Source organism: Janthinobacterium sp. SUN100 (genome assembly GCF_030397705.1).
Classification (GTDB): Bacteria; Pseudomonadota; Gammaproteobacteria; order Burkholderiales; family Burkholderiaceae_D; genus Janthinobacterium; species Janthinobacterium kumbetense.
In genome coordinates this window covers 80766-97680 of record NZ_JAPUBU010000002.1, presented here as the reverse complement: position 1 = coordinate 97680, position 16915 = coordinate 80766, and the positions used below count along the sequence as shown (strand labels likewise).

18 protein-coding genes and 2 tRNA genes are annotated in these 16915 nt (G+C 63.8%); 12 read left to right on the top strand and 8 right to left on the bottom strand.

Annotated features, from left to right (window positions below; all coding sequences use genetic code 11):
- Nucleotides 1–142 precede the first annotated feature (142 nt).
- The 5 genes from ftsH (at nt 143) to O0881_RS12660 (ending at nt 4667) form a co-directional block, all read left to right on the top strand.
- Nucleotides 143–2023: an ATP-dependent zinc metalloprotease FtsH gene (ftsH, locus tag O0881_RS12680; protein WP_035817778.1), complete on the top strand. Its 1881-nt coding sequence runs from the start codon at nt 143–145 to the stop codon at nt 2021–2023.
- Nucleotides 2024–2128: 105 nt separating this feature from the next.
- A complete protein-coding gene (gene folP / locus O0881_RS12675) occupies nt 2129–2962 on the top strand; it encodes a dihydropteroate synthase (RefSeq protein ID WP_251351226.1) in 834 nt (277 codons plus the stop codon).
- Nucleotides 2963–3002: 40 nt separating this feature from the next.
- Nucleotides 3003–4340 carry a phosphoglucosamine mutase gene (gene glmM, locus O0881_RS12670; protein ID WP_289911556.1) on the top strand — a complete coding sequence of 446 codons (1338 nt, stop codon included), beginning with the start codon at nt 3003–3005 and terminating at the stop codon, nt 4338–4340.
- Nucleotides 4341–4421: 81 nt separating this feature from the next.
- A tRNA-Pro gene (locus O0881_RS12665) sits at nt 4422–4498 on the top strand.
- Nucleotides 4499–4592: 94 nt separating this feature from the next.
- A tRNA-Arg gene (locus O0881_RS12660) sits at nt 4593–4667 on the top strand.
- An 84-nt stretch (nt 4668–4751) separates the two neighbouring features.
- Here the strand turns inward: O0881_RS12660 and O0881_RS12655 are convergent.
- The 3 genes from O0881_RS12655 to O0881_RS12645 form a co-directional block, all read right to left on the bottom strand.
- Nucleotides 4752–4931, bottom strand: coding sequence for a hypothetical protein (locus O0881_RS12655; RefSeq protein WP_251351227.1), 180 nt, complete (start codon nt 4929–4931; stop codon nt 4752–4754).
- 145 nt (nt 4932–5076) lie between these two features.
- Complete coding sequence (locus O0881_RS12650; RefSeq protein ID WP_099664489.1) at nt 5077–5643, bottom strand: PEP-CTERM sorting domain-containing protein; 567 nt, start codon at nt 5641–5643, stop codon at nt 5077–5079.
- Nucleotides 5644–5933: 290 nt separating this feature from the next.
- Nucleotides 5934–6485 carry a GbsR/MarR family transcriptional regulator gene (locus O0881_RS12645; protein WP_170909696.1) on the bottom strand — a complete coding sequence of 184 codons (552 nt, stop codon included), beginning with the start codon at nt 6483–6485 and terminating at the stop codon, nt 5934–5936.
- A 138-nt stretch (nt 6486–6623) separates the two neighbouring features.
- Between O0881_RS12645 and cydD the strand changes: the two genes are divergently transcribed.
- The 5 genes from cydD to cydX all read left to right on the top strand — a co-directional run bounded on the left by cydD (nt 6624) and on the right by cydX (nt 12999).
- Nucleotides 6624–8312 (top strand): thiol reductant ABC exporter subunit CydD, encoded by a 1689-nt coding sequence (gene cydD / locus O0881_RS12640; protein ID WP_289911555.1) that lies wholly within the window; start codon nt 6624–6626, stop codon nt 8310–8312.
- Complete coding sequence (locus O0881_RS12635; protein ID WP_289911554.1) at nt 8309–9991, top strand: ATP-binding cassette domain-containing protein; 1683 nt, start codon at nt 8309–8311, stop codon at nt 9989–9991. The genes cydD and O0881_RS12635 overlap by 4 nt, the downstream gene beginning before the upstream one ends.
- 114 nt (nt 9992–10105) lie before the next feature.
- Complete coding sequence (locus O0881_RS12630) at nt 10106–11683, top strand: cytochrome ubiquinol oxidase subunit I (protein ID WP_289911553.1); 1578 nt, start codon at nt 10106–10108, stop codon at nt 11681–11683.
- Nucleotides 11684–11696: 13 nt separating this feature from the next.
- Nucleotides 11697–12851 (top strand): cytochrome d ubiquinol oxidase subunit II, encoded by a 1155-nt coding sequence (gene cydB / locus O0881_RS12625; RefSeq protein ID WP_289911552.1) that lies wholly within the window; start codon nt 11697–11699, stop codon nt 12849–12851.
- A 22-nt stretch (nt 12852–12873) separates the two neighbouring features.
- A complete protein-coding gene (gene cydX, locus O0881_RS12620) occupies nt 12874–12999 on the top strand; it encodes a cytochrome bd-I oxidase subunit CydX (RefSeq protein WP_077402854.1) in 126 nt (41 codons plus the stop codon).
- A gap of 63 nt (nt 13000–13062) precedes the next feature.
- Here cydX and O0881_RS12615 read toward each other — a convergent pair whose 3' ends face one another.
- Nucleotides 13063–13275 (bottom strand): hypothetical protein, encoded by a 213-nt coding sequence (locus O0881_RS12615; protein ID WP_099664484.1) that lies wholly within the window; start codon nt 13273–13275, stop codon nt 13063–13065.
- Between the two features lie 124 nt (nt 13276–13399).
- The gene (locus O0881_RS12610; protein ID WP_099664483.1) at nt 13400–13579 is read right to left on the bottom strand and encodes a hypothetical protein; all 180 of its coding nucleotides are present in this window, start codon (nt 13577–13579) and stop codon (nt 13400–13402) included.
- Nucleotides 13580–13737: 158 nt separating this feature from the next.
- On the opposite strand from O0881_RS12610, the gene O0881_RS12605 reads away from it, so the two are divergent.
- Nucleotides 13738–14457, top strand: coding sequence for a hypothetical protein (locus O0881_RS12605; protein ID WP_289898943.1), 720 nt, complete (start codon nt 13738–13740; stop codon nt 14455–14457).
- An 88-nt stretch (nt 14458–14545) separates the two neighbouring features.
- Here the strand turns inward: O0881_RS12605 and O0881_RS12600 are convergent, their stop codons facing one another.
- The 3 genes from O0881_RS12600 to O0881_RS12590 form a co-directional block, all read right to left on the bottom strand.
- On the bottom strand, nt 14546–14935 hold the full coding sequence (locus O0881_RS12600) for a hypothetical protein (protein ID WP_289905478.1): 390 nt from the start codon (nt 14933–14935) through the stop codon (nt 14546–14548).
- A gap of 124 nt (nt 14936–15059) precedes the next feature.
- Nucleotides 15060–15434, bottom strand: coding sequence for a DUF1294 domain-containing protein (locus tag O0881_RS12595; protein ID WP_099664481.1), 375 nt, complete (start codon nt 15432–15434; stop codon nt 15060–15062).
- A gap of 58 nt (nt 15435–15492) precedes the next feature.
- Entirely contained in the window at nt 15493–16059 is a 567-nt protein-coding gene (locus O0881_RS12590) for a methylated-DNA--[protein]-cysteine S-methyltransferase (protein ID WP_289905476.1), read from the bottom strand.
- Between the two features lie 94 nt (nt 16060–16153).
- Here O0881_RS12590 and O0881_RS12585 point away from each other — a divergent pair, with 94 nt between their 5' ends.
- On the top strand, nt 16154–16915 hold the full coding sequence (locus O0881_RS12585; protein ID WP_289905475.1) for a nucleotidyltransferase domain-containing protein: 762 nt from the start codon (nt 16154–16156) through the stop codon (nt 16913–16915).

Here is a 16915-nt window from a genome sequence, read left to right as displayed (position 1 = left end):
TTGTTTATACTGCATTTTTTTGCGTGAACGCGATTTTTTCGCGCGCACGGATCGGCGGGCTTTGGCACGGCCCGCTTATTGCGAGTAAAATCGTGTTTCTAGCTATAGGTAAAGAGATGCGCACTGCATCCAAGGAGTCTTCGTGAATAACATGTTTTCCAAATCTGCCATCTGGGTAGTCGTATTGCTGCTGTTGTTCATGCTGTTCAAGCAATTCGACAGTCATGGCGCCACAGGCGGCAGCAAGGCCATCGCTTATTCCGATTTGCTGGATGAAGTCAAAGCCAAGCGCGTCAAGGATGTCGTGATCGAAGGTTCGTCGATCACCGCCAAGCTGATGGACGACACCAAGGTGCGTACCACTGCCACCAGCCTCGACAAGGGCCTGATCGGCGACTTGCGCGACAATGGCGTGCATTTCGATGTGCGTCCGCCCGAGGAAGCGTCTTTCCTGCAAACTATTTTTGTTTCCTGGTTCCCCATGCTGCTGTTGATCGGCGTCTGGGTCTTCTTCATGCGTCAGATGCAAGGCGGCGGCAAGGGCGGGGCATTCTCGTTCGGCAAGTCGAAGGCGCGCATGATGGATGAAGCCAGCAACACCGTCACCTTCGCCGATGTCGCCGGTTGCGACGAAGCGAAAGAAGAAGTCAACGAAGTGGTCGATTTCCTCAAGGATCCGAGCAAATTCCAGAAACTGGGCGGCCGCATTCCCCGCGGCGTGCTGATGGTCGGTCCTCCGGGCACGGGTAAAACCCTGCTGGCGCGCGCCATCGCCGGCGAAGCCAAGGTGCCGTTCTTCTCGATTTCCGGTTCCGACTTCGTGGAAATGTTCGTCGGCGTGGGCGCCAGCCGCGTGCGCGACATGTTCGAAAACGCGAAAAAGCATTCGCCATGCATCATCTTCATCGACGAGATCGACGCTGTCGGCCGTCACCGCGGCGCCGGCATGGGTGGCGGCAATGACGAACGCGAACAGACCTTGAACCAGTTGCTGGTCGAGATGGACGGTTTTGAAGCGAACTCCGGCGTGATCGTCGTGGCCGCCACCAACCGCGCCGACGTGCTCGACAAAGCGCTGCTGCGTCCGGGCCGTTTCGACCGCCAGGTGTCCGTCGGCTTGCCCGATATCCGCGGCCGCGAGCAGATCTTGAACGTGCACATGCGCAAAGTGCCTATCGGTACCGACGTGAAAGCCGATATCCTGGCCCGCGGCACTCCCGGTTTCTCGGGCGCTGACCTGGCCAACCTGGTCAACGAGGCAGCCCTGTTCGCTGCGCGCCGCAGCAAGCGCCTGGTGGAAATGGCGGACTTCGAAGATGCGAAAGACAAGATCTACATGGGTCCCGAGCGTAAATCGATGATCATCCGCGAGGAAGAGCGTCGCAATACGGCTTACCATGAGTCCGGTCACGCCGTCGTCGCCAAGCTGCTGCCGAAGGCCGATCCCGTGCACAAGGTAACGATCATGCCGCGCGGCTGGGCTCTGGGCCTGACGTGGCAGTTGCCGGAACACGACAACTTGTCCGCCTACAAGGACAAGATGCTGGAAGAAATTTCCATCCTGTTCGGTGGCCGTATCGCCGAAGAGATTTTCGTGGGCCAAATGTCCACGGGCGCGTCGAACGACTTTTCGCGCGCCACCAAGCTGGCCCGTTCCATGGTGACCCGCTTCGGCATGTCCGACAGCATGGGCGTGATGGTCTACGAAGACAGCGAAAACGAAGGTTTCTTCGGCGGCGCCACGAAGACGATCTCGGAAGCGACGCAGCAAAAGGTCGATGCTGAAATCCGCAACATTCTCGACAAGCAATATGCATTGGCGCGCACCTTGCTGGAAGGCAACCGCGACAAGGTTGAAATGATGACCAAAGCCTTGCTGGAATGGGAAACCATTGATGCAGAGCAAATCAATGACATCATGGCCGGCCTGGAGCCGCGTCCACCGAAAGTCATCCCGCCACGCCGCAATGCGGGCGACAGCGGCACGGGCGGCATCTCGCCCAACGTGACGGCGCCAGCCTGATAGCGACCACTGCCTGATTAGCGGCATGCAAGAGAAGGGTAAGGAGCAATCCTTGCCCTTTTTCGTTGCCGCCGCAGTTTTTTCCTGACGACTACAAAGAATCACATGCGACACTATTTGCAATTCGGCCGTTTCGGCTTCAACCTGCAGGGCACGCAGGCGCTGGTGATGGGCATCCTGAACATCACGCCCGACTCGTTTTCCGATGCGGGCCAGTACCAGCACCTGGAATTTGCCATTTCGCGCGCCGAGCAGATGATCATGGACGGTGTCGACATCATCGACATCGGCGGCGAATCGAGCCGCCCCGGCGCGCCGCCGCTGCCGCTGCAAGACGAGTTGCAGCGCGTCATGCCGGTGCTGTACGCCTTGCGCGACTGCGGCAAGCCCCTGTCCGTCGACACCTACAAGCCTGAAGTGATGCGCGAAGCCATCCTGGCGGGCGCCGACATGATCAACGATATCAACGGTTTCCGCGCGCCGGGCGCCATTGACGCCGTGCGCGACAGCGATTGCGCGCTGTGCATCATGCACATGCAAAACGTGCCGGAAACTATGCAAGCCCAGCCGCAGTACGAAGATGTGGTGCGCGAAGTCATCGACTTCCTGCGCGAGCGCATCGACACGATGACGGCGGCCGGCATCGCCCGCGAGCGCCTGTGCGTCGATCCCGGCTTTGGCTTCGGCAAGACGGTGGAGCAGAACTACGCTTTATTGCGCGCCACGCGCCAGTTGCGCAGCGAACTGGGCCTGCCCGTGCTGGCCGGGCTGTCGCGCAAGTCGATGATCGGCGCCGTCACGGGGCGTCCCGTCGAGCAGCGCCTGGCCGGCAGTGTCGCCGGTGCACTTGCTGCGGTAGCGCAAGGTGCGGAAATTATCCGTGTGCATGATGTAGCTGAAACCGTCGATGCACTGAAGGTCTGGCGCATGGCACACTGAGCCTGTAAGATTTATCATAAACAACAAAAAGAGAAATACTATGACGCGTAAATATTTTGGCACGGATGGCATCCGCGGCCTGGTTGGCACGGCTCCGATCACCCCCGACTTCGTCATGCGCCTCGGCTATGCTGCCGGCAAGGTGCTGGCCAAGTCGCAAGGCGGCAAGACGCGACCGACGGTGCTGATCGGCAAGGACACGCGCATTTCCGGCTACATGCTGGAAGCGGCGCTGGAAGCGGGCCTGTCGGCCGCCGGCGTGGATGTGATGCTGGCCGGCCCCATGCCGACCCCGGCAATTGCCTACCTGACGCGGGCGCTGCGCCTGTCGGCCGGCGTGGTCATTTCCGCTTCGCACAACCCGTACCACGACAATGGCATCAAGTTCTTTTCCGGCCAGGGCACCAAGCTGCCCGACAGCGTGGAACTGGAGATCGAAGCGGCGCTCGACGAGCCCATGGCTTGCGTGTCGTCGGACAAGCTGGGCCGCGCCAAGCGCCTGGACGATGCCCAGGGCCGCTACATCGAATTTTGCAAGGGCACCTTCCCGAACGAGCTGGACTTGCGCGGCCTGAAGATCGTCGTCGATTGCGCGCATGGCGCCGCCTACCATATCGCGCCGCACGTGTTCCATGAGCTGGGCGCGGAAGTCATCGCCATCGGCAACAAGCCCGACGGTTTCAACATCAATGCGGGCTTCGGCGCCACGGCAACCAAGGCCATGGCCGAAGCCGTCGTCGAGCACGGCGCCGACCTGGGCATCGCCCTCGATGGCGACGCCGACCGCCTGATCATGTGCGATGCCACTGGCCGCCTGTATAACGGCGACGAATTGTTGTACGTCATGGTCAAGGACCGCCTGGCGACAGGCCCCGTGGCCGGCGCCGTCGGTACCCTGATGACGAATATGGCGCTGGAAGTGCTGTTCAAGCAGCAGGGCATCGGCTTTGCGCGCGCCAAGGTGGGCGACCGCTACGTGCTGGAAGTCATGAAGGAAAAGGGCTGGATACTGGGCGGCGAAGGTTCCGGCCATCTGCTGTGCCTGGACAAGCACACGACGGGCGACGGCATCGTTTCCGCGCTGCAAGTATTGTCCGCCCTCAAGCGCAGCGGCCAGAGCCTGCAGCAATGCCTGGCCGAACTGGTGCTGTTCCCGCAAACCCTGATCAACCTGCGCGTGGCGCCCGGTTTCGACTGGCAAAAAAATGCCGCCATGGTGGCCGAGAAAGAACTGGTCGAGGCCGAGCTGGGCGACACGGGCCGCGTCCTGATCCGCGCTTCCGGCACCGAGCCGCTGATCCGCGTGATGGTCGAGGCGAAAGATAAGGAAAAGGCCGAGTCGATGGCGCGCCGCATTGCGGATAAAGTGGCTGTGTAAAGGCAGGCGCCGATAGTTATTTCCATCTAATTCGTCTATGGCAATTGACGAAATTGGGTGGGGGCGTTATTATCTTGTCTTCGGAGTGTGGCGCAGCCCGGTAGCGCACCTGGTTTGGGACCAGGGGGTCCAAGGTTCGAATCCTTGTACTCCGACCAAAGTCATAAGCGGGCTGTCAGAAATGACAGCCCGTTTTCTATTCCGCGCTGGCATTTCATTGCTGGCGCGCATGGATTAAAATACTGCACCTCTCCGCCCATCGTTCAACGGATAGGACAACGGTCTTCTAAACCGTGAATGGGGGTTCGATTCCCTCTGGGCGGACCAGTTTCATACTGGCCACGATCATGCGGCGCCAAGCTGCCGCAACGCACCCCATCTTTCCCCCACATCCGGTTTTCGCGCAGCTGTTCAGGGCTGCGCGCCCAGCACTAAGCTCAGCAAATACAGCAGCGGCGCCGCGCACAGCAGCGCGGAACACAGCGACAGCACTTTCTTGCTGGCCAGGCGTGCCAGGCGCAGCCGTTCGCGCACGGGCAAGTGCTGGCGCAGCGCATGGCGCGCGCGCGGCTGGAATGGGGATTCATGCATGTGGGCTCCCTCGCAACGGTGACTGAAGATGCCGGTCAGCATAGCGGGAGAGGCATAAAGGCGGTGTAAAGAGTGGGCGGCGCGGCGCAAGCGCGCTGTAAACATGGGTGCGCCGGCGCCGTGTTGCGGGTCTTGCCCGATGCTCTTATTTTGCCTGGCGGCGGCGCGCCAGGACGCCGAGCAGGCCCAGGCCGGCGAGCAGCATGGCATAGGTTTCCGGTTCAGGGACGGCGGAAACGTAGGCGCGGTAATTGCTCAGGTCCTTGGGCAAGCCTGCCACCGTGAAGGTCGTGCCGGCTGCGACGGGCGCTGCCCATTGGAAGACTAGTTCGCCCTGGCCGAAATGGATGGCCAGGTAATCATAGGCCGCCGCACTCGTGAAGGAATTCACCCCGCCGCTGGCGCCTGCCGTGGTGCCCGCGGTGCAGCCTGAGGTGGCATTGTCGCAAAACGAGACGGCCGCACCCAGGCTGGTGCCGAAAACGCCGTTGATATAGCCCTGGATGTCGGTGGGACTCTGCGGCACGAGATTGTCGTTATAGTATTTCACCATGAGGGCAGGTGACGGCGAGTAAGTGACGGTGCTGCCTTCGATGCTGAAACCGCTGGCCGGTCCCACATCGACCCATGTAGCAGCCTGTGCCACGCCCATGCAGGCCGTCAGGGCGGCCAGCATGGATGCCCGTATGGCAATGCTTGTTATGCTTTTCATGAAAATCCCCTTTTATTTTATTGCAGACATTTCACTGCTTCAGGGTGCGCGCCGTCCGGTCAGGGAGGTCGACTTGTCGCCCGGTCGCCTTTGCGTGAGTACGCATATGCAAGCTTAGTCTTGATGTAAATTAATACAATTTAAATAATGCTATTGGCATGCTTGACAACATCGCATACGGCTATGTATGGCTGTGCTGGCGAAAGCCTGTACGGCGAGCGGAAATGGCGTGACAAGGCGTGCCAGCTTGTGCTAGCAATGCCTTGATTGGGGAGAGGGGGGGGCGGGTTTCAGTCGCTGTTATTGCTGACGCCGAACAAGCGATCCTTGGCATTGAGCAGCTTTTGCACCTTGGCGCCCATTTTCATCAACTGCGCCATCGATTCGGGCGACAGGCGCTGCAAGTCGTCGAACCAGGTGTTGGCCAGGTCGACCAGTTCATACATTTCGCGCATGCGCTCCTGCGCATACTGGTCGACGGGTTCCGTGGCCGGCGCCAGCAGCGATTCGCGCAGCACCGTCAAGGTGGGCGCCACTTCGCGGCGGCGGCGCTCGGCGGCCACCACGCGGAAGATTTGCCACACATCGCCCAGCGAGGAAAAATACTCGCGCCGGTCGCCGGGGATGCGCGACTGGCGGATCAAGCCCCAGCCCTGCAATTCCTTCAAGCCGATGCTCACGTTCGAACGTGAAAAACTCAGGTGTTCCGCGATTTCATCCGCGTGTAAAGGATGCTCTGCGACAAACAACAAGGCGTACACTTGCCCCACTGTCCGGTTAAAGCCCCAGCGGCTGCCCATCTCGCCGAAATGGCTGACGAAGGTCAGGATCAGCGGCGTCATTTGGATATGTTGAGTTTTCATAATTATCTGAATTTTTTCACGCCACACTCGCAGGGTCAATTGATATATGTCATGTTTCGCAGTATTATACAAAATATCGAATTTACAGAAAATTCTGAAAACTCAAAAAGTATAGAGATGCCTACCACGCCACTGTCCTTGCCCCGCTTTATTCTTCCCCGCGCCGCCAGCCTGGCGCAGGGCGGCGCCGCCTTGCTGTGGCTGCCGCAAGCGGCCTTGCTGGCCTGGGCCGTGCAAGCCATGCTCGCCGGTGCACCGTGGCGCGCGGCCCTGTTGCCGGCCGCCGGCGTGCTGCTGCTGGGCATGCTGCGCGCCGGCTGCGAAGCGTGGGGCGCGCGGCGCATGTATGCGGCGGCGCGCGACCACCTGTCCACCTTGCGCGCGCAAGTGGCGCAAGCGCTGGCGCACCGTTCGCCGCTGGACCGCCAGCGCGCCCAGTCGGGGCAGGCGGCCAGCGTCATCGCCGAACAGGCCGAAGCCATCGTGCCCTACCTGGTGCGCTACAAGCCCGCGCGCTGGAAAGTCATGCTCGTGCCGCTCGTGATCCTCGCCGTGGTGACGCCCCTGTCGTGGATCGCCGCGCTGATCCTGCTCATCGCCGCGCCCCTGATTCCCGTCTTCATGGCCCTCGTGGGCATGGGTGCGCAAGCGGCCAGCCGCGCGCAGATGGTGGAAATGGGCAGCATGAACGCGTTTTTGCTGGACCGCCTGCGCGGCCTGGCCACCCTGCGCGCGCTGGATGCCGTCGACGCCACGGCGGAACGCCTGGATGCCTCGTCGCAATCCGTGCGCCGGCGCACGATGGTGGTGCTGCGCATCGCCTTCCTGTCGTCCGCCGTGCTGGAACTGTTTTCCGCGCTCGGTGTCGCCATGGTGGCCGCGTTTATCGGTTTTTCCTTGCTGGGCAGCATCAATTTCGGCACCTGGGGCCGCGAACTGAGCCTGGGGCAGGGCTTGTTCATCCTGCTGCTGGCGCCCGCGTTTTTCGAACCCTTGCGCGAACTGGCCGCCGTCTGGCACGACAAGGCGGCCGGCGAAGCGGGCCTGGCCGGCCTGCACGACTTGGCGGTCGAGGGCGTGCCCCTGCCCGGCGCCGGCGTGGCAGCCGCTGCCGTCTCCGCCGCCGCCATGGCCGTGGCGCCGCCGCCCGCTATCGATATCCATCAACTGCGCTTTGCCCATCCCGGCGAGGCGCCCGTCTTCGACGGCTTCGACCTGACCGTGCGCGCCGGCGAACATGTCGCCCTGCTGGGCGCCAGCGGCGCCGGCAAGACCACCTTGCTGTCCTTGCTGGCCGGCTTGCTGCCCGCCAGCGGCGGCGAGATCCGCATCGGCGGCGTGCGTCTGAACGACGGCACCGTGAATACCTTGCGCCAGCGCATGGCGTGGATGGGCCAGCGTCCCCATGTGTTTGCCGCCTCCGTCAGCCAGAACGTGACCCTGGGCCGCGTGGGCGCGCATGCCGCGCAAGTGACGCAGGCGCTGCACCTGGCCGACCTGGCTGCCGTGGCGCAGGCGCAGCCGGCCGTCATGCTCAGCGATGGCGGGCAGGGCTTGTCCGGCGGCGAAGCCGTGCGCCTGGCCCTGGCCCGCGTGGTCCTGCATCCGCACGCGGACTTGCTGCTGGTCGATGAACCGACGGCCCACCTGGACAGCGAAACGGCGGCGCGCGTGACGGACGCCTTGCTGGAATTGGCGAAAGGCAAGACGATGATCGTCGCCACGCACGACCCCGTGCTGGCCGGGCGCCTGCAGCGCACGGTGCAGGTCGATGCCCTGGCGCAGGCACAGGAGTTGCGCGCATGAACACCACATTGATCTCGCATCCCGTCCTGCGGCAATTACTGCTGGCCCAACCAGGCAAGCTGATCGGGGGCGCCTTGCTGGCGGCCCTGACGGCGGTGTCCGGCATGGCCTTATTGGGCTTGTCCGGCTGGTTCATCACGGCCACGTCGATTGCCGGCCTGCATGCCTCGACGGCCATCCTGTTCGACGTGTTCGGCCCGTCGGCCGGCATCCGCCTGCTGGCCATCGGCCGCACGGGTTCGCGCTATGCGGAACGCCTCGTCACGCACGACGCCACGTTCGCCGCGCTGGCCAGCATCCGCGTGCAACTGTTTCGCGGCTGGTCGCGCCCGGAAGCGGCCAGCCGCCTGCTGCGCCAGCCCGCCAAGCTGCTGTTCCGCCTGACGGCCGATATCGATGCGCTCGAATCGCTGTATCTGCGCCTGCTGGTCCCTGCCTTCACGGCACTATGCGCGGCCTTGCTGGCTGGCGTGGCGCTGGGCGTGATGCAGTGGCAGCTGGGCCTGGGACTGGCCGCGTGGCTGCTGGCCGCCGGCGGCGGCATCAGCTGGAGCGTGGCGCGCCGCGCCCGCCGCCCGGCCATCCTGCGCTCGCGCGCCATCGAAAAACTGCGTTCCGGCGCCATCGACCTGGTGGCCGGCCAGACGGACCTGGTGATGGCGGGCCGCATCGACGCCCAGTGCGCGGCGCTGGCGCGGATCGACCGCTCGCTGGCGCAAGCCGATTTCACCCTGCTGCGCCTGGAAACGGCGGCGGGCGCCGCGTATGGCGTGGCCGGCAGCGCGACCCTGGCCGGGGTGCTGCTGGCCGTCGCCGCGCTGGTGCAGCAGCAGGCGCTGAGCGTGCCGGCCGCGGCGCTGGCCCTGCTGATCGCCCTGACGGCCGTGGAACCGTTTGCGGGACTGCGCCGCGGCGCGCTGGAAGCGGGGCGCATGCTGCTGGCCATGCGCCGCCTGGCGCCGCGCCTGGAGCAGCAGGATGTCGCCACGCTGCCCCTGGATGCCGCGCCGGGCTTGCGCCTGGAACACGTCAGCGCCGCGCATGCGGGCAGCCATGTGGCCATCCTGCATGACGTATCGCTGCATATCGCCGCCGGCGAGCGCGTGGCCTTGATCGGCCCCAGCGGCGCGGGCAAGTCCACCTTGCTGGCCCTGGCCGCGCGCGAGTTGGCGCCATTGTCGGGCAAGGTGAGCGCGCCGCGCGCCTGCCTGTTCACGCAGAAGACGGAATTGTTCCAGGACAGCTTGCGCGACAACCTGCGCCTGGCCGACCCCGCCGCCAGCGATGCGCAGCTGTGGGCGGCGCTGCAGGCGGCCGGCCTGGCCGACGAGGTGCGCGCCCTGGCGGGCGGCCTCGACACCATGCTGGGCGAGGGCGGCCTGGGCTTGTCGGGCGGCCAGGCGCGCCGTTTGGCGCTGGCGCGGCTGTTCCTGCACGAATCGACCTTGTGGCTGCTCGACGAAGCGACGGAAGCGCTGAATGCGGGGACGGCAAGCGACGTCCTGCAGCGTTTGCGCGCGCGCTGCGAAGGACGCAGCTTGCTGATCGCAACCCACTTGCGGCGCGAAGCGGCGCTGGCGGACCGGCTGCTGCGCATCCGCGACGGTCGCATCGTCGAAGAGCTGCGGCGCGGCACGGATGGCTTCGAAGCGGCCCTGGCGGGCTTGCGGGGGGATTGACAAGAACGGAGACAGGCGGTGCCGCACGCCAGCCCGAAGGCGGCGGAACCAATCGAATCGCATCAGATAGATACCAAGTTTACAATTACAGTAGGGAAACACCAAGGAAATCATATGGACTTCGATATTGTCGCTTTATCCAGACTGCAGTTTGCGCTGACAGCCCTGTACCACTTTATATTCGTTCCGCTGACGATAGGCCTGTCAGTGATCCTCGCCATCATGGAGACGGTTTACGTGATGACGAACCGCCCCATCTGGCGCGACATGACCAAGTTCTGGGGTGTCTTGTTCGGCATCAACTTCGCCATGGGCGTGGCGACGGGCATCGTCATGGAATTCCAGTTCGGCATGAACTGGAGCTACTACAGCCATTACGTGGGCGACATTTTCGGCGCGCCGCTGGCCATCGAGGGCTTGATGGCCTTCTTCCTGGAAGCGACCTTCGTCGGCCTGTTCTTCTTCGGCTGGGACAAGCTGTCGAAGCGGGGCCACCTGGTCACGACCTGGCTGGTGGCCATCGGTTCGAACTTCTCGGCCCTGTGGATCCTGATCGCCAACGGCTGGATGCAAAATCCCGTCGGCGCGGCCTTCAATCCGCAAACCATGCGCATGGAAGTGACGGATTTCGGCGCCGTGCTGACGAATCCTGTTGCTCAGGCGAAATTCGTGCACACGGTGTCGGCCGGCTATACGGCCGCAGCCGTGTTCGTGCTGGGTATTTCCGCCTGGTATCTGCTGAAGGGCCGCCACGTGCAGCTGGCCAAGCGCTCGATGACGGTCGCCGCCTCGTTCGGCCTGGCCGCCTCGCTGTCGGTGGTGGTACTGGGCGATGAAAGCGGCTACCTGTCGTCGGAACACCAAAAGATGAAGCTGGCCGCGATCGAGGCCATGTGGACCACGGAGCCGGCCCCGGCCGCCTTCACGGCCTTCGGCTTCCCCGACGCGAAAGCGCGCGAGACGCATTACGCCGTGCACATCCCGATGGTGATGGGCTTGATCGGCACGCGTTCGCTGACGACGGAAATCCCCGGCATCGAGCAATTGGTCGACCGCGGCGAACTGCTGATCAAGGATGGCATCCAGGCGTATGACGCGCTGCAAACCATCCGCAGCGTGGCGCCGGGCAGCCCCGTGCCGCAGGACGCGAAGGACATGTTCGAGTCGAAAGGCCAGTCCATGGGCTATGCCTTGCTGCTGAAACGCTATGTCGACGACCCGCGCCAGGCCACGCCCGAGCAAATTCGCAAGGCCGCGCTCGATACCGTGCCGCCCGTGGCGCCCCTGTTCTGGTCCTTCCGCGTGATGGTGGGCCTGGGCATGTTCTTTATCTTGCTGACCGGCACCTTCTTCCTGCTGTCGACGCGCCGCACCCTGGACAAGCACCGCTGGCTGCTGAAGCTGGCCGTGTTCGCCATCCCGCTGCCGTGGGTGGCCATTGAAGCGGGCTGGATCGTGGCCGAAGTGGGCCGCCAGCCGTGGGTGATCGAAGGCGTGCTGCCGACGGCCGTGGCCGTCTCGAATCTGGGCGCTTCGACCCTCCTGATCACGATTGCCGGCTTTGCCGCCATCTACACCGTGCTGTTGATTATTGAAATGAAGCTCATGCTCAAGGCCATCCGCAAGGGGCCGGAAGAGAAGGCGCCGGCCCCCGTGCCAGCCCCCGCAGCCATTCATACTCAACGCGCCTAAGGAGGGCCAGACCATGATTTTGCATGAAATGATTTCTTACGAAACACTGCGCCTGATCTGGTGGCTGCTGATCGGCATCTTGCTGGTGGGCTTTGCCATCACGGACGGCTTCGACCTGGGCACGGGCATCCTGCTGCCCTTCGTCGGCAAGACGGACCTCGAGCGCAGGGTCGTCATCAACAGTATCGGTCCCGTGTGGGAAGGCAACCAGGTGTGGCTGATCCTCGGCGGCGGCGCCATCTTCGCCGCCTGGCCGCAGCTGTACGCCGTGTCGTTTTCGGGTTTTTACCTGGCCATGTTCGTCATCCTCGTGGCGCTGCTCGTGCGCCCCGTGGCCTTCAAGTTCCGCAGCAAGCGCGAAGACCCCCGCTGGCGCGCCCGCTGGGATGCGGCCCTGTTCGTGGGCGGCTTCGTGCCGGCCCTGATCTGCGGCGTGGCCATCGGCAACGTGCTGCAAGGCGTGCCGTTCCGTTTCTCGGCAGACATGCATATCTTCTATGACGGCAGTTTCTTTGCGCTGCTCAACCCGTTTGCGCTGCTGTGCGGCCTCGTCTCGGTGGCCATGCTGGTGATGCACGGCGCCACCTGGCTGCAGCTGAAAACGGACGGCCCGGTTGCCGAACGGGCGCGCCGCTACGGCAGCGTGGCGGCGCTTGCCACCGTCGTGCTGTATGCGCTGGCCGGCGTGGCCCTGTGGCTGTGGGTCGATGGCTACCGCATCAGCAGCACGGTGGTGGTCGACGGTCCGTCGAATCCGCTGCTGAAAACGGCGGAAGTGCACGTGGGCGCCTGGTTCCTCAACTTTGCCGCCCATCCCTGGACCTGGATCGCCCCTGCGCTGGGCCTGCTTTGCCCGCTGCTGGCTTTCGCCTGCCAGCGCGCGCGCCGCGAAGTGCCCGCCTTGCTGGCCAGCGCGGCTGGCATCGCCGGCATCATCCTCGGCGTGGGCGCGGCCATGTTCCCGTTCATCCTGCCATCGTCGATCGACCCGCGCGCCAGCCTGACGGTGTGGGATTCCTCGTCCAGCCACATGACCCTGTTCATCATGCTGGTCGTCACGGCCGTCTTCATTCCCCTCATCGTGGCGTACACGACGTGGGTGTATAAAGTGCTGTGGGGCAAGGTTGATGCAAAAGCAATCAAGGACGACAGCGGTCACGCCTACTAAGAATCAACGAAAGGATATAACTATGTGGTATTTCGCCTGGATACTGGGTCTTCCGCTGGCGGCGACCTTCGCCGTGCTCAATGCGATGTGGTATGAAGTCGCCGATGGCGACACGACGCCCGAGCAGTACCGCGACACGTCCGATTAGGAAACTATCGGTTTGACTGGCCCCGCCCCGTGCGCATGCACCGGGCGGGGCTTTTGTTTTGGATCAAAGCAGGATGAATTCGCCGCGGATGCGCAGCTTCATGCCGCGCGGCGCGTCGGCGCCCGCCGCCACGGCCCAGGCCGTGATCCATTGCGCGCAGCGTTCGCGCTCGGCCGCATCGTGCAAGCGTTGCAAGCGCGCATCGGCCCGGTCGATGCGCTGGGCCAGGTACAGGCGCTGGTCCAGGGGATCCGTCTTTTTGCTGTAATGCTGCATGGCGTTTCCTTTCCGCGTAGTAACTTCGTTCGGTCGTGGCATAGCCATCTACGCGGGGGCGGGGCGTCCGGATTCAGTTCAGGCAAAAAAAAGCCACCGCAACGGTGGCTGGCAAGGCGTGCCTTCAGGGCGGCGTCTTGCCGGCTGGTTTTGGCGTGGCAATGGCGATCGGGTCGCTGGCCGGGAAGCTTTCCTTCAGCGCTTCATCGAGCGCTTCCTCGGCATGGCTTTCGCTGGCCGGCGTGGGCGAATCGCGTTCCGGTGGCGGGGCAGGTGCGGTGGCGGCGTTGGTGCTCGAATGCATGGTGATCCCCTCGCGGTAGTGCGCCAGGCGGCCGGAATGGGCATGGCGCGTGCTGATGCTTCCAGCCTAGCACATCGCGCAGCGTCCCGCTGCGCCTGCCGAAGGGGATGAGGACGAGGTCTGCTACACTGCGCTCCACTTTTATCGATGGAACCGCCATGACTGCCATATCCCTGCCATACCGCGCCACCGCCCTTGACGCCTGTGCCTGGCTGGCTGAACAGACGGGCACGCCGTGGACCCTGGCGCGCTTGCTGGAGCAGGGCGGCTTGCCCTACGTCTGGCTCGATTACAGCGACGCATGGGCCGAGCTGTTCCACGACGGCGTGACGCGCTATGCGGCGCCCGTCGTGTTTATCGGGGACAAGCAGCACCTGGCCTCGGGCGCGGACGACGTGTGGCTGCGTTTTACGCGCGACTCGGGCAATATCGCCATCGAACTGAAGGCACCGGGATTGCGCGCGCCGCTGGACGGCTTGCACTTCCAGGAGCGCGATCTGTTGCGTTTGCTCAAGGAGTTGCAGCATCCGCAGCCGGATGTCGCAGAGGCGGACAAGGGCCCGGTGGTCTTGCCCAGCGCCTTGAAGGGCCTGGGGCGCGAGCAGATTCTGCTGGCCTTTGCCGGCGTGGGCAAGGTCGACCTGGACAAGGGGCTGGCCAGCGGCGTGGGCATCTTCGGCGACGATGGCGCGCGCGTGCGCAAGAATTCGCGCGGCGGCAAGAACAGCCATCTGTGGCATCCGGTGACGTTGGCGTTCGGCTTGCACGACGTGCACCGCGTGCCGATGGCGCACCTGAAGAAGGCGTTCGCCACGCAACCGTTGCTGCGCGAATGGAAGGCGGACTGGCTGGAATCGCTGCGCCTGCTGGGTGAGTAAGCAGATGCATCAAGCCTGCCGCGCGTCGTTCATCGCGCCTTGCGCTCGGCACAAGGCATCCTGTACGACGGCATCAGGCTGTCCGCGTTTATTCGCTTTCCTCGATCCTGCCGCCGCATTGCGTATAGCAGCTTCGGTAATCCGCCTCGCATTGCCACGTTGCAGAGTTGTTTGAGGAACAATATTGGCGTTTCTTCGAGCACAGTTCCCGGTCCGCATCTGTTTTCGCCACGGCCAGGCAGAGGGAAACGGTACTGACGTTGCGCATCTCGCAAGCTTGTGCCTGGGCCGCGGCAACTTGTTCCTTGCCGGCTATGCATATTTGCCGATTGGTCCCGCAACTCGTCACGCATTGACGCCCCGCATCGGAGTCCGGGGGAATAAAGCGATAGCTTGTGCAGCCCGCCAAGGTGATAGCGAAACAAATCGCGGCGGCAAGGCGGAACAGGAAGGAATTGTGGAATTGCAAGGTACGCATGGTCGAAAAGGGCTTTCCCGTGTAAATGAATTGGCTTGAATATCGTGAATATTGATATTCTGACAGGCGATCATTTCAAGAACAACGGGCTGCAATAATTGTTACATCTTGGCTTGCAGCGGTTTTACAGTTCGATGGGTGCCACCTCGGTGCCGATATCGGGCGCCGCGTAATGCATGCTGAAATACACGAAGGCGCCGATATTGAGGGCAACCGTGATCCAGAACAGGATGCGGAACGAGCGCTTGCTGGACTTGTGGCGCAGCCATTGCTGGGCCAGCACGGCGCCCGGCCAGCCGCACAGCAGCCCCAGCAGCAGCAGGGTGCGTTCCGAGGTGCGCCAGCGGCCCCCTTTGGCGGCCGATTTGTCGATCGCATAGGCAACGAAACAGCTCAGGCTCAGCACGCCATACACGAGGGCAACCAGGGCGGGGATGTGAAAAAAGAACGTGGCCAGCAAATACAGGACGACAAAGAACAGGATGACAAGGTAGGGCATAGGGTGTGTTTGCTTGAACGGAGGGCGTGAGTATCCCACAAGGGGAGCGATGCCGCGTCTAAAACAAGCAGCCTTGCGCCGTATCGACGGGCACGGCGCGGCGGCGGGCGTGACCCGTTTTCAGCGCTTCGCGGTCGCTGGACAGGGCGATGCCTTCCAGCGCCAGCAGGGTTTCCTTGGCATGCAGGCCGCCCGCAAAGCCCGTCAACTCGCCCGTGGCGCCGATGACCCTGTGGCAGGGGGCGATGATGGAAATGGGATTCTTGCCGTTGGCGGCGCCCACGGCGCGCACGGCGGCGGGACGGCCGATCTGGCGTGCGATCTCGCCATAGCTGCGCGTCTGGCCATACGGTATCGTCAGCAGTGCGCGCCACACTTCCTGCTGGAAAGGCGTGCCGGCGAAATCGAGCGGCACGTCAAAACGCTGGCGCGTGCCGGCGAAATATTCCGCCAGCTGGCGCGCCGTTTCCTGCAGCACGGCGCAACCGTCATCGACGCGCATCGCGCCCAGGCGCACGCGGTTGGGCTTGTCGTTTTCCCACAGGATGGCGGCCAGGGCCGTCCCGCGCGCCACCAGCGTCAGCTCGCCCACGGGCGAGGGCACCACGATGCAATCGTATTCCATGTTGGTTCCTTGATCAGAGAGCGCCAGTGTAGCAGGATGGCGGCAGGCCGCGTATCGCGTGTAGGATAGTGCTTTTCGGCAAGGAACACTGGCTGTGACAGACATTTCCACCTATGACGCTATCCGCGCGATCGCCGTGCGGCTGGTGCGTGAACGCTATCCCACGGCCGTGGCGGCCATCATCGGCGGCTCGTTCGCCACGGGCCGGCAGACGCCCACTTCCGACATCGACTTGCTGCTGCTGTTCGACCACGTCGATTGCGCCTGGCGCGACACCCTCGTGGCCGAAGGGCGCACGGTGGAACTGTTCGCGCACGACATGGCCACGTTCACGTATTTTTGCAAGGAAATCGATGCGCCGGGCGGCAAGGTGCCGCTGGTGATGATGGTGGTGGAAGGGGAAAACATCCTTGCGCCCGGAGCGCAGCACGCGCAGCTGCTGGCGCTGGCGCAAGCCATCGTCGCAGCCGGGCCGCCCTTGCTCGACGTGGAAAACCTGCAGCGGCGCCGCTACGCCATCACCACGGCGCTGGAAGACCTGGTCGACAGCGCGCACCCGGGCGAGGCGCTAGCCGTGGCTTGCCAGCTATACGAAGCGCTGGCCGACCTGCATTTGCGCGCGGCGGGCGTATGGAGCGGCGGCGGCAAGCATCTGTTCCGCCGCCTGCAGGCGTTCGACGCCGCCGTCGCCGGGCAGCTGGACGGCGCGCTGCGCCTGGTCGCCAGCGACTTGCCGGCCGGCCAGCATGCGTTCGGGCAGGTGGCCGCCGCCGTGCTGGCGCCCGTGGGCGGTCCTTTGCTCGAAGGCTTCACTTTGCCCGCGCCCGCGCACTGGCGCAGCGCGCCGGCAGCCTGA

Excerpts from the sequence above, each read along its gene's own strand:
- folP (WP_251351226.1), top strand. The coding sequence starts at position 2,129 with ATGCGACACTATTTGCAATTCGGCCGTTTCGGCTTCAACCTGCAGGGC.
- glmM (WP_289911556.1), top strand. The coding sequence starts at position 3,003 with ATGACGCGTAAATATTTTGGCACGGATGGCATCCGCGGCCTGGTTGGC.
- O0881_RS12655 (WP_251351227.1), bottom strand. The coding sequence starts at position 4,931 with ATGCATGAATCCCCATTCCAGCCGCGCGCGCGCCATGCGCTGCGCCAG.
- O0881_RS12650 (WP_099664489.1), bottom strand. The coding sequence starts at position 5,643 with ATGAAAAGCATAACAAGCATTGCCATACGGGCATCCATGCTGGCCGCC.
- O0881_RS12645 (WP_170909696.1), bottom strand. The coding sequence starts at position 6,485 with ATGACGCCGCTGATCCTGACCTTCGTCAGCCATTTCGGCGAGATGGGC.
- cydD (WP_289911555.1), top strand. The coding sequence starts at position 6,624 with ATGCCTACCACGCCACTGTCCTTGCCCCGCTTTATTCTTCCCCGCGCC.
- O0881_RS12635 (WP_289911554.1), top strand. The coding sequence starts at position 8,309 with ATGAACACCACATTGATCTCGCATCCCGTCCTGCGGCAATTACTGCTG.
- O0881_RS12630 (WP_289911553.1), top strand. The coding sequence starts at position 10,106 with ATGGACTTCGATATTGTCGCTTTATCCAGACTGCAGTTTGCGCTGACA.
- cydB (WP_289911552.1), top strand. The coding sequence starts at position 11,697 with ATGATTTTGCATGAAATGATTTCTTACGAAACACTGCGCCTGATCTGG.
- cydX (WP_077402854.1), top strand. The coding sequence starts at position 12,874 with ATGTGGTATTTCGCCTGGATACTGGGTCTTCCGCTGGCGGCGACCTTC.
- O0881_RS12615 (WP_099664484.1), bottom strand. The coding sequence starts at position 13,275 with ATGCAGCATTACAGCAAAAAGACGGATCCCCTGGACCAGCGCCTGTAC.
- O0881_RS12610 (WP_099664483.1), bottom strand. The coding sequence starts at position 13,579 with ATGCATTCGAGCACCAACGCCGCCACCGCACCTGCCCCGCCACCGGAA.
- O0881_RS12605 (WP_289898943.1), top strand. The coding sequence starts at position 13,738 with ATGACTGCCATATCCCTGCCATACCGCGCCACCGCCCTTGACGCCTGT.
- O0881_RS12600 (WP_289905478.1), bottom strand. The coding sequence starts at position 14,935 with ATGCGTACCTTGCAATTCCACAATTCCTTCCTGTTCCGCCTTGCCGCC.
- O0881_RS12595 (WP_099664481.1), bottom strand. The coding sequence starts at position 15,434 with ATGCCCTACCTTGTCATCCTGTTCTTTGTCGTCCTGTATTTGCTGGCC.
- O0881_RS12590 (WP_289905476.1), bottom strand. The coding sequence starts at position 16,059 with ATGGAATACGATTGCATCGTGGTGCCCTCGCCCGTGGGCGAGCTGACG.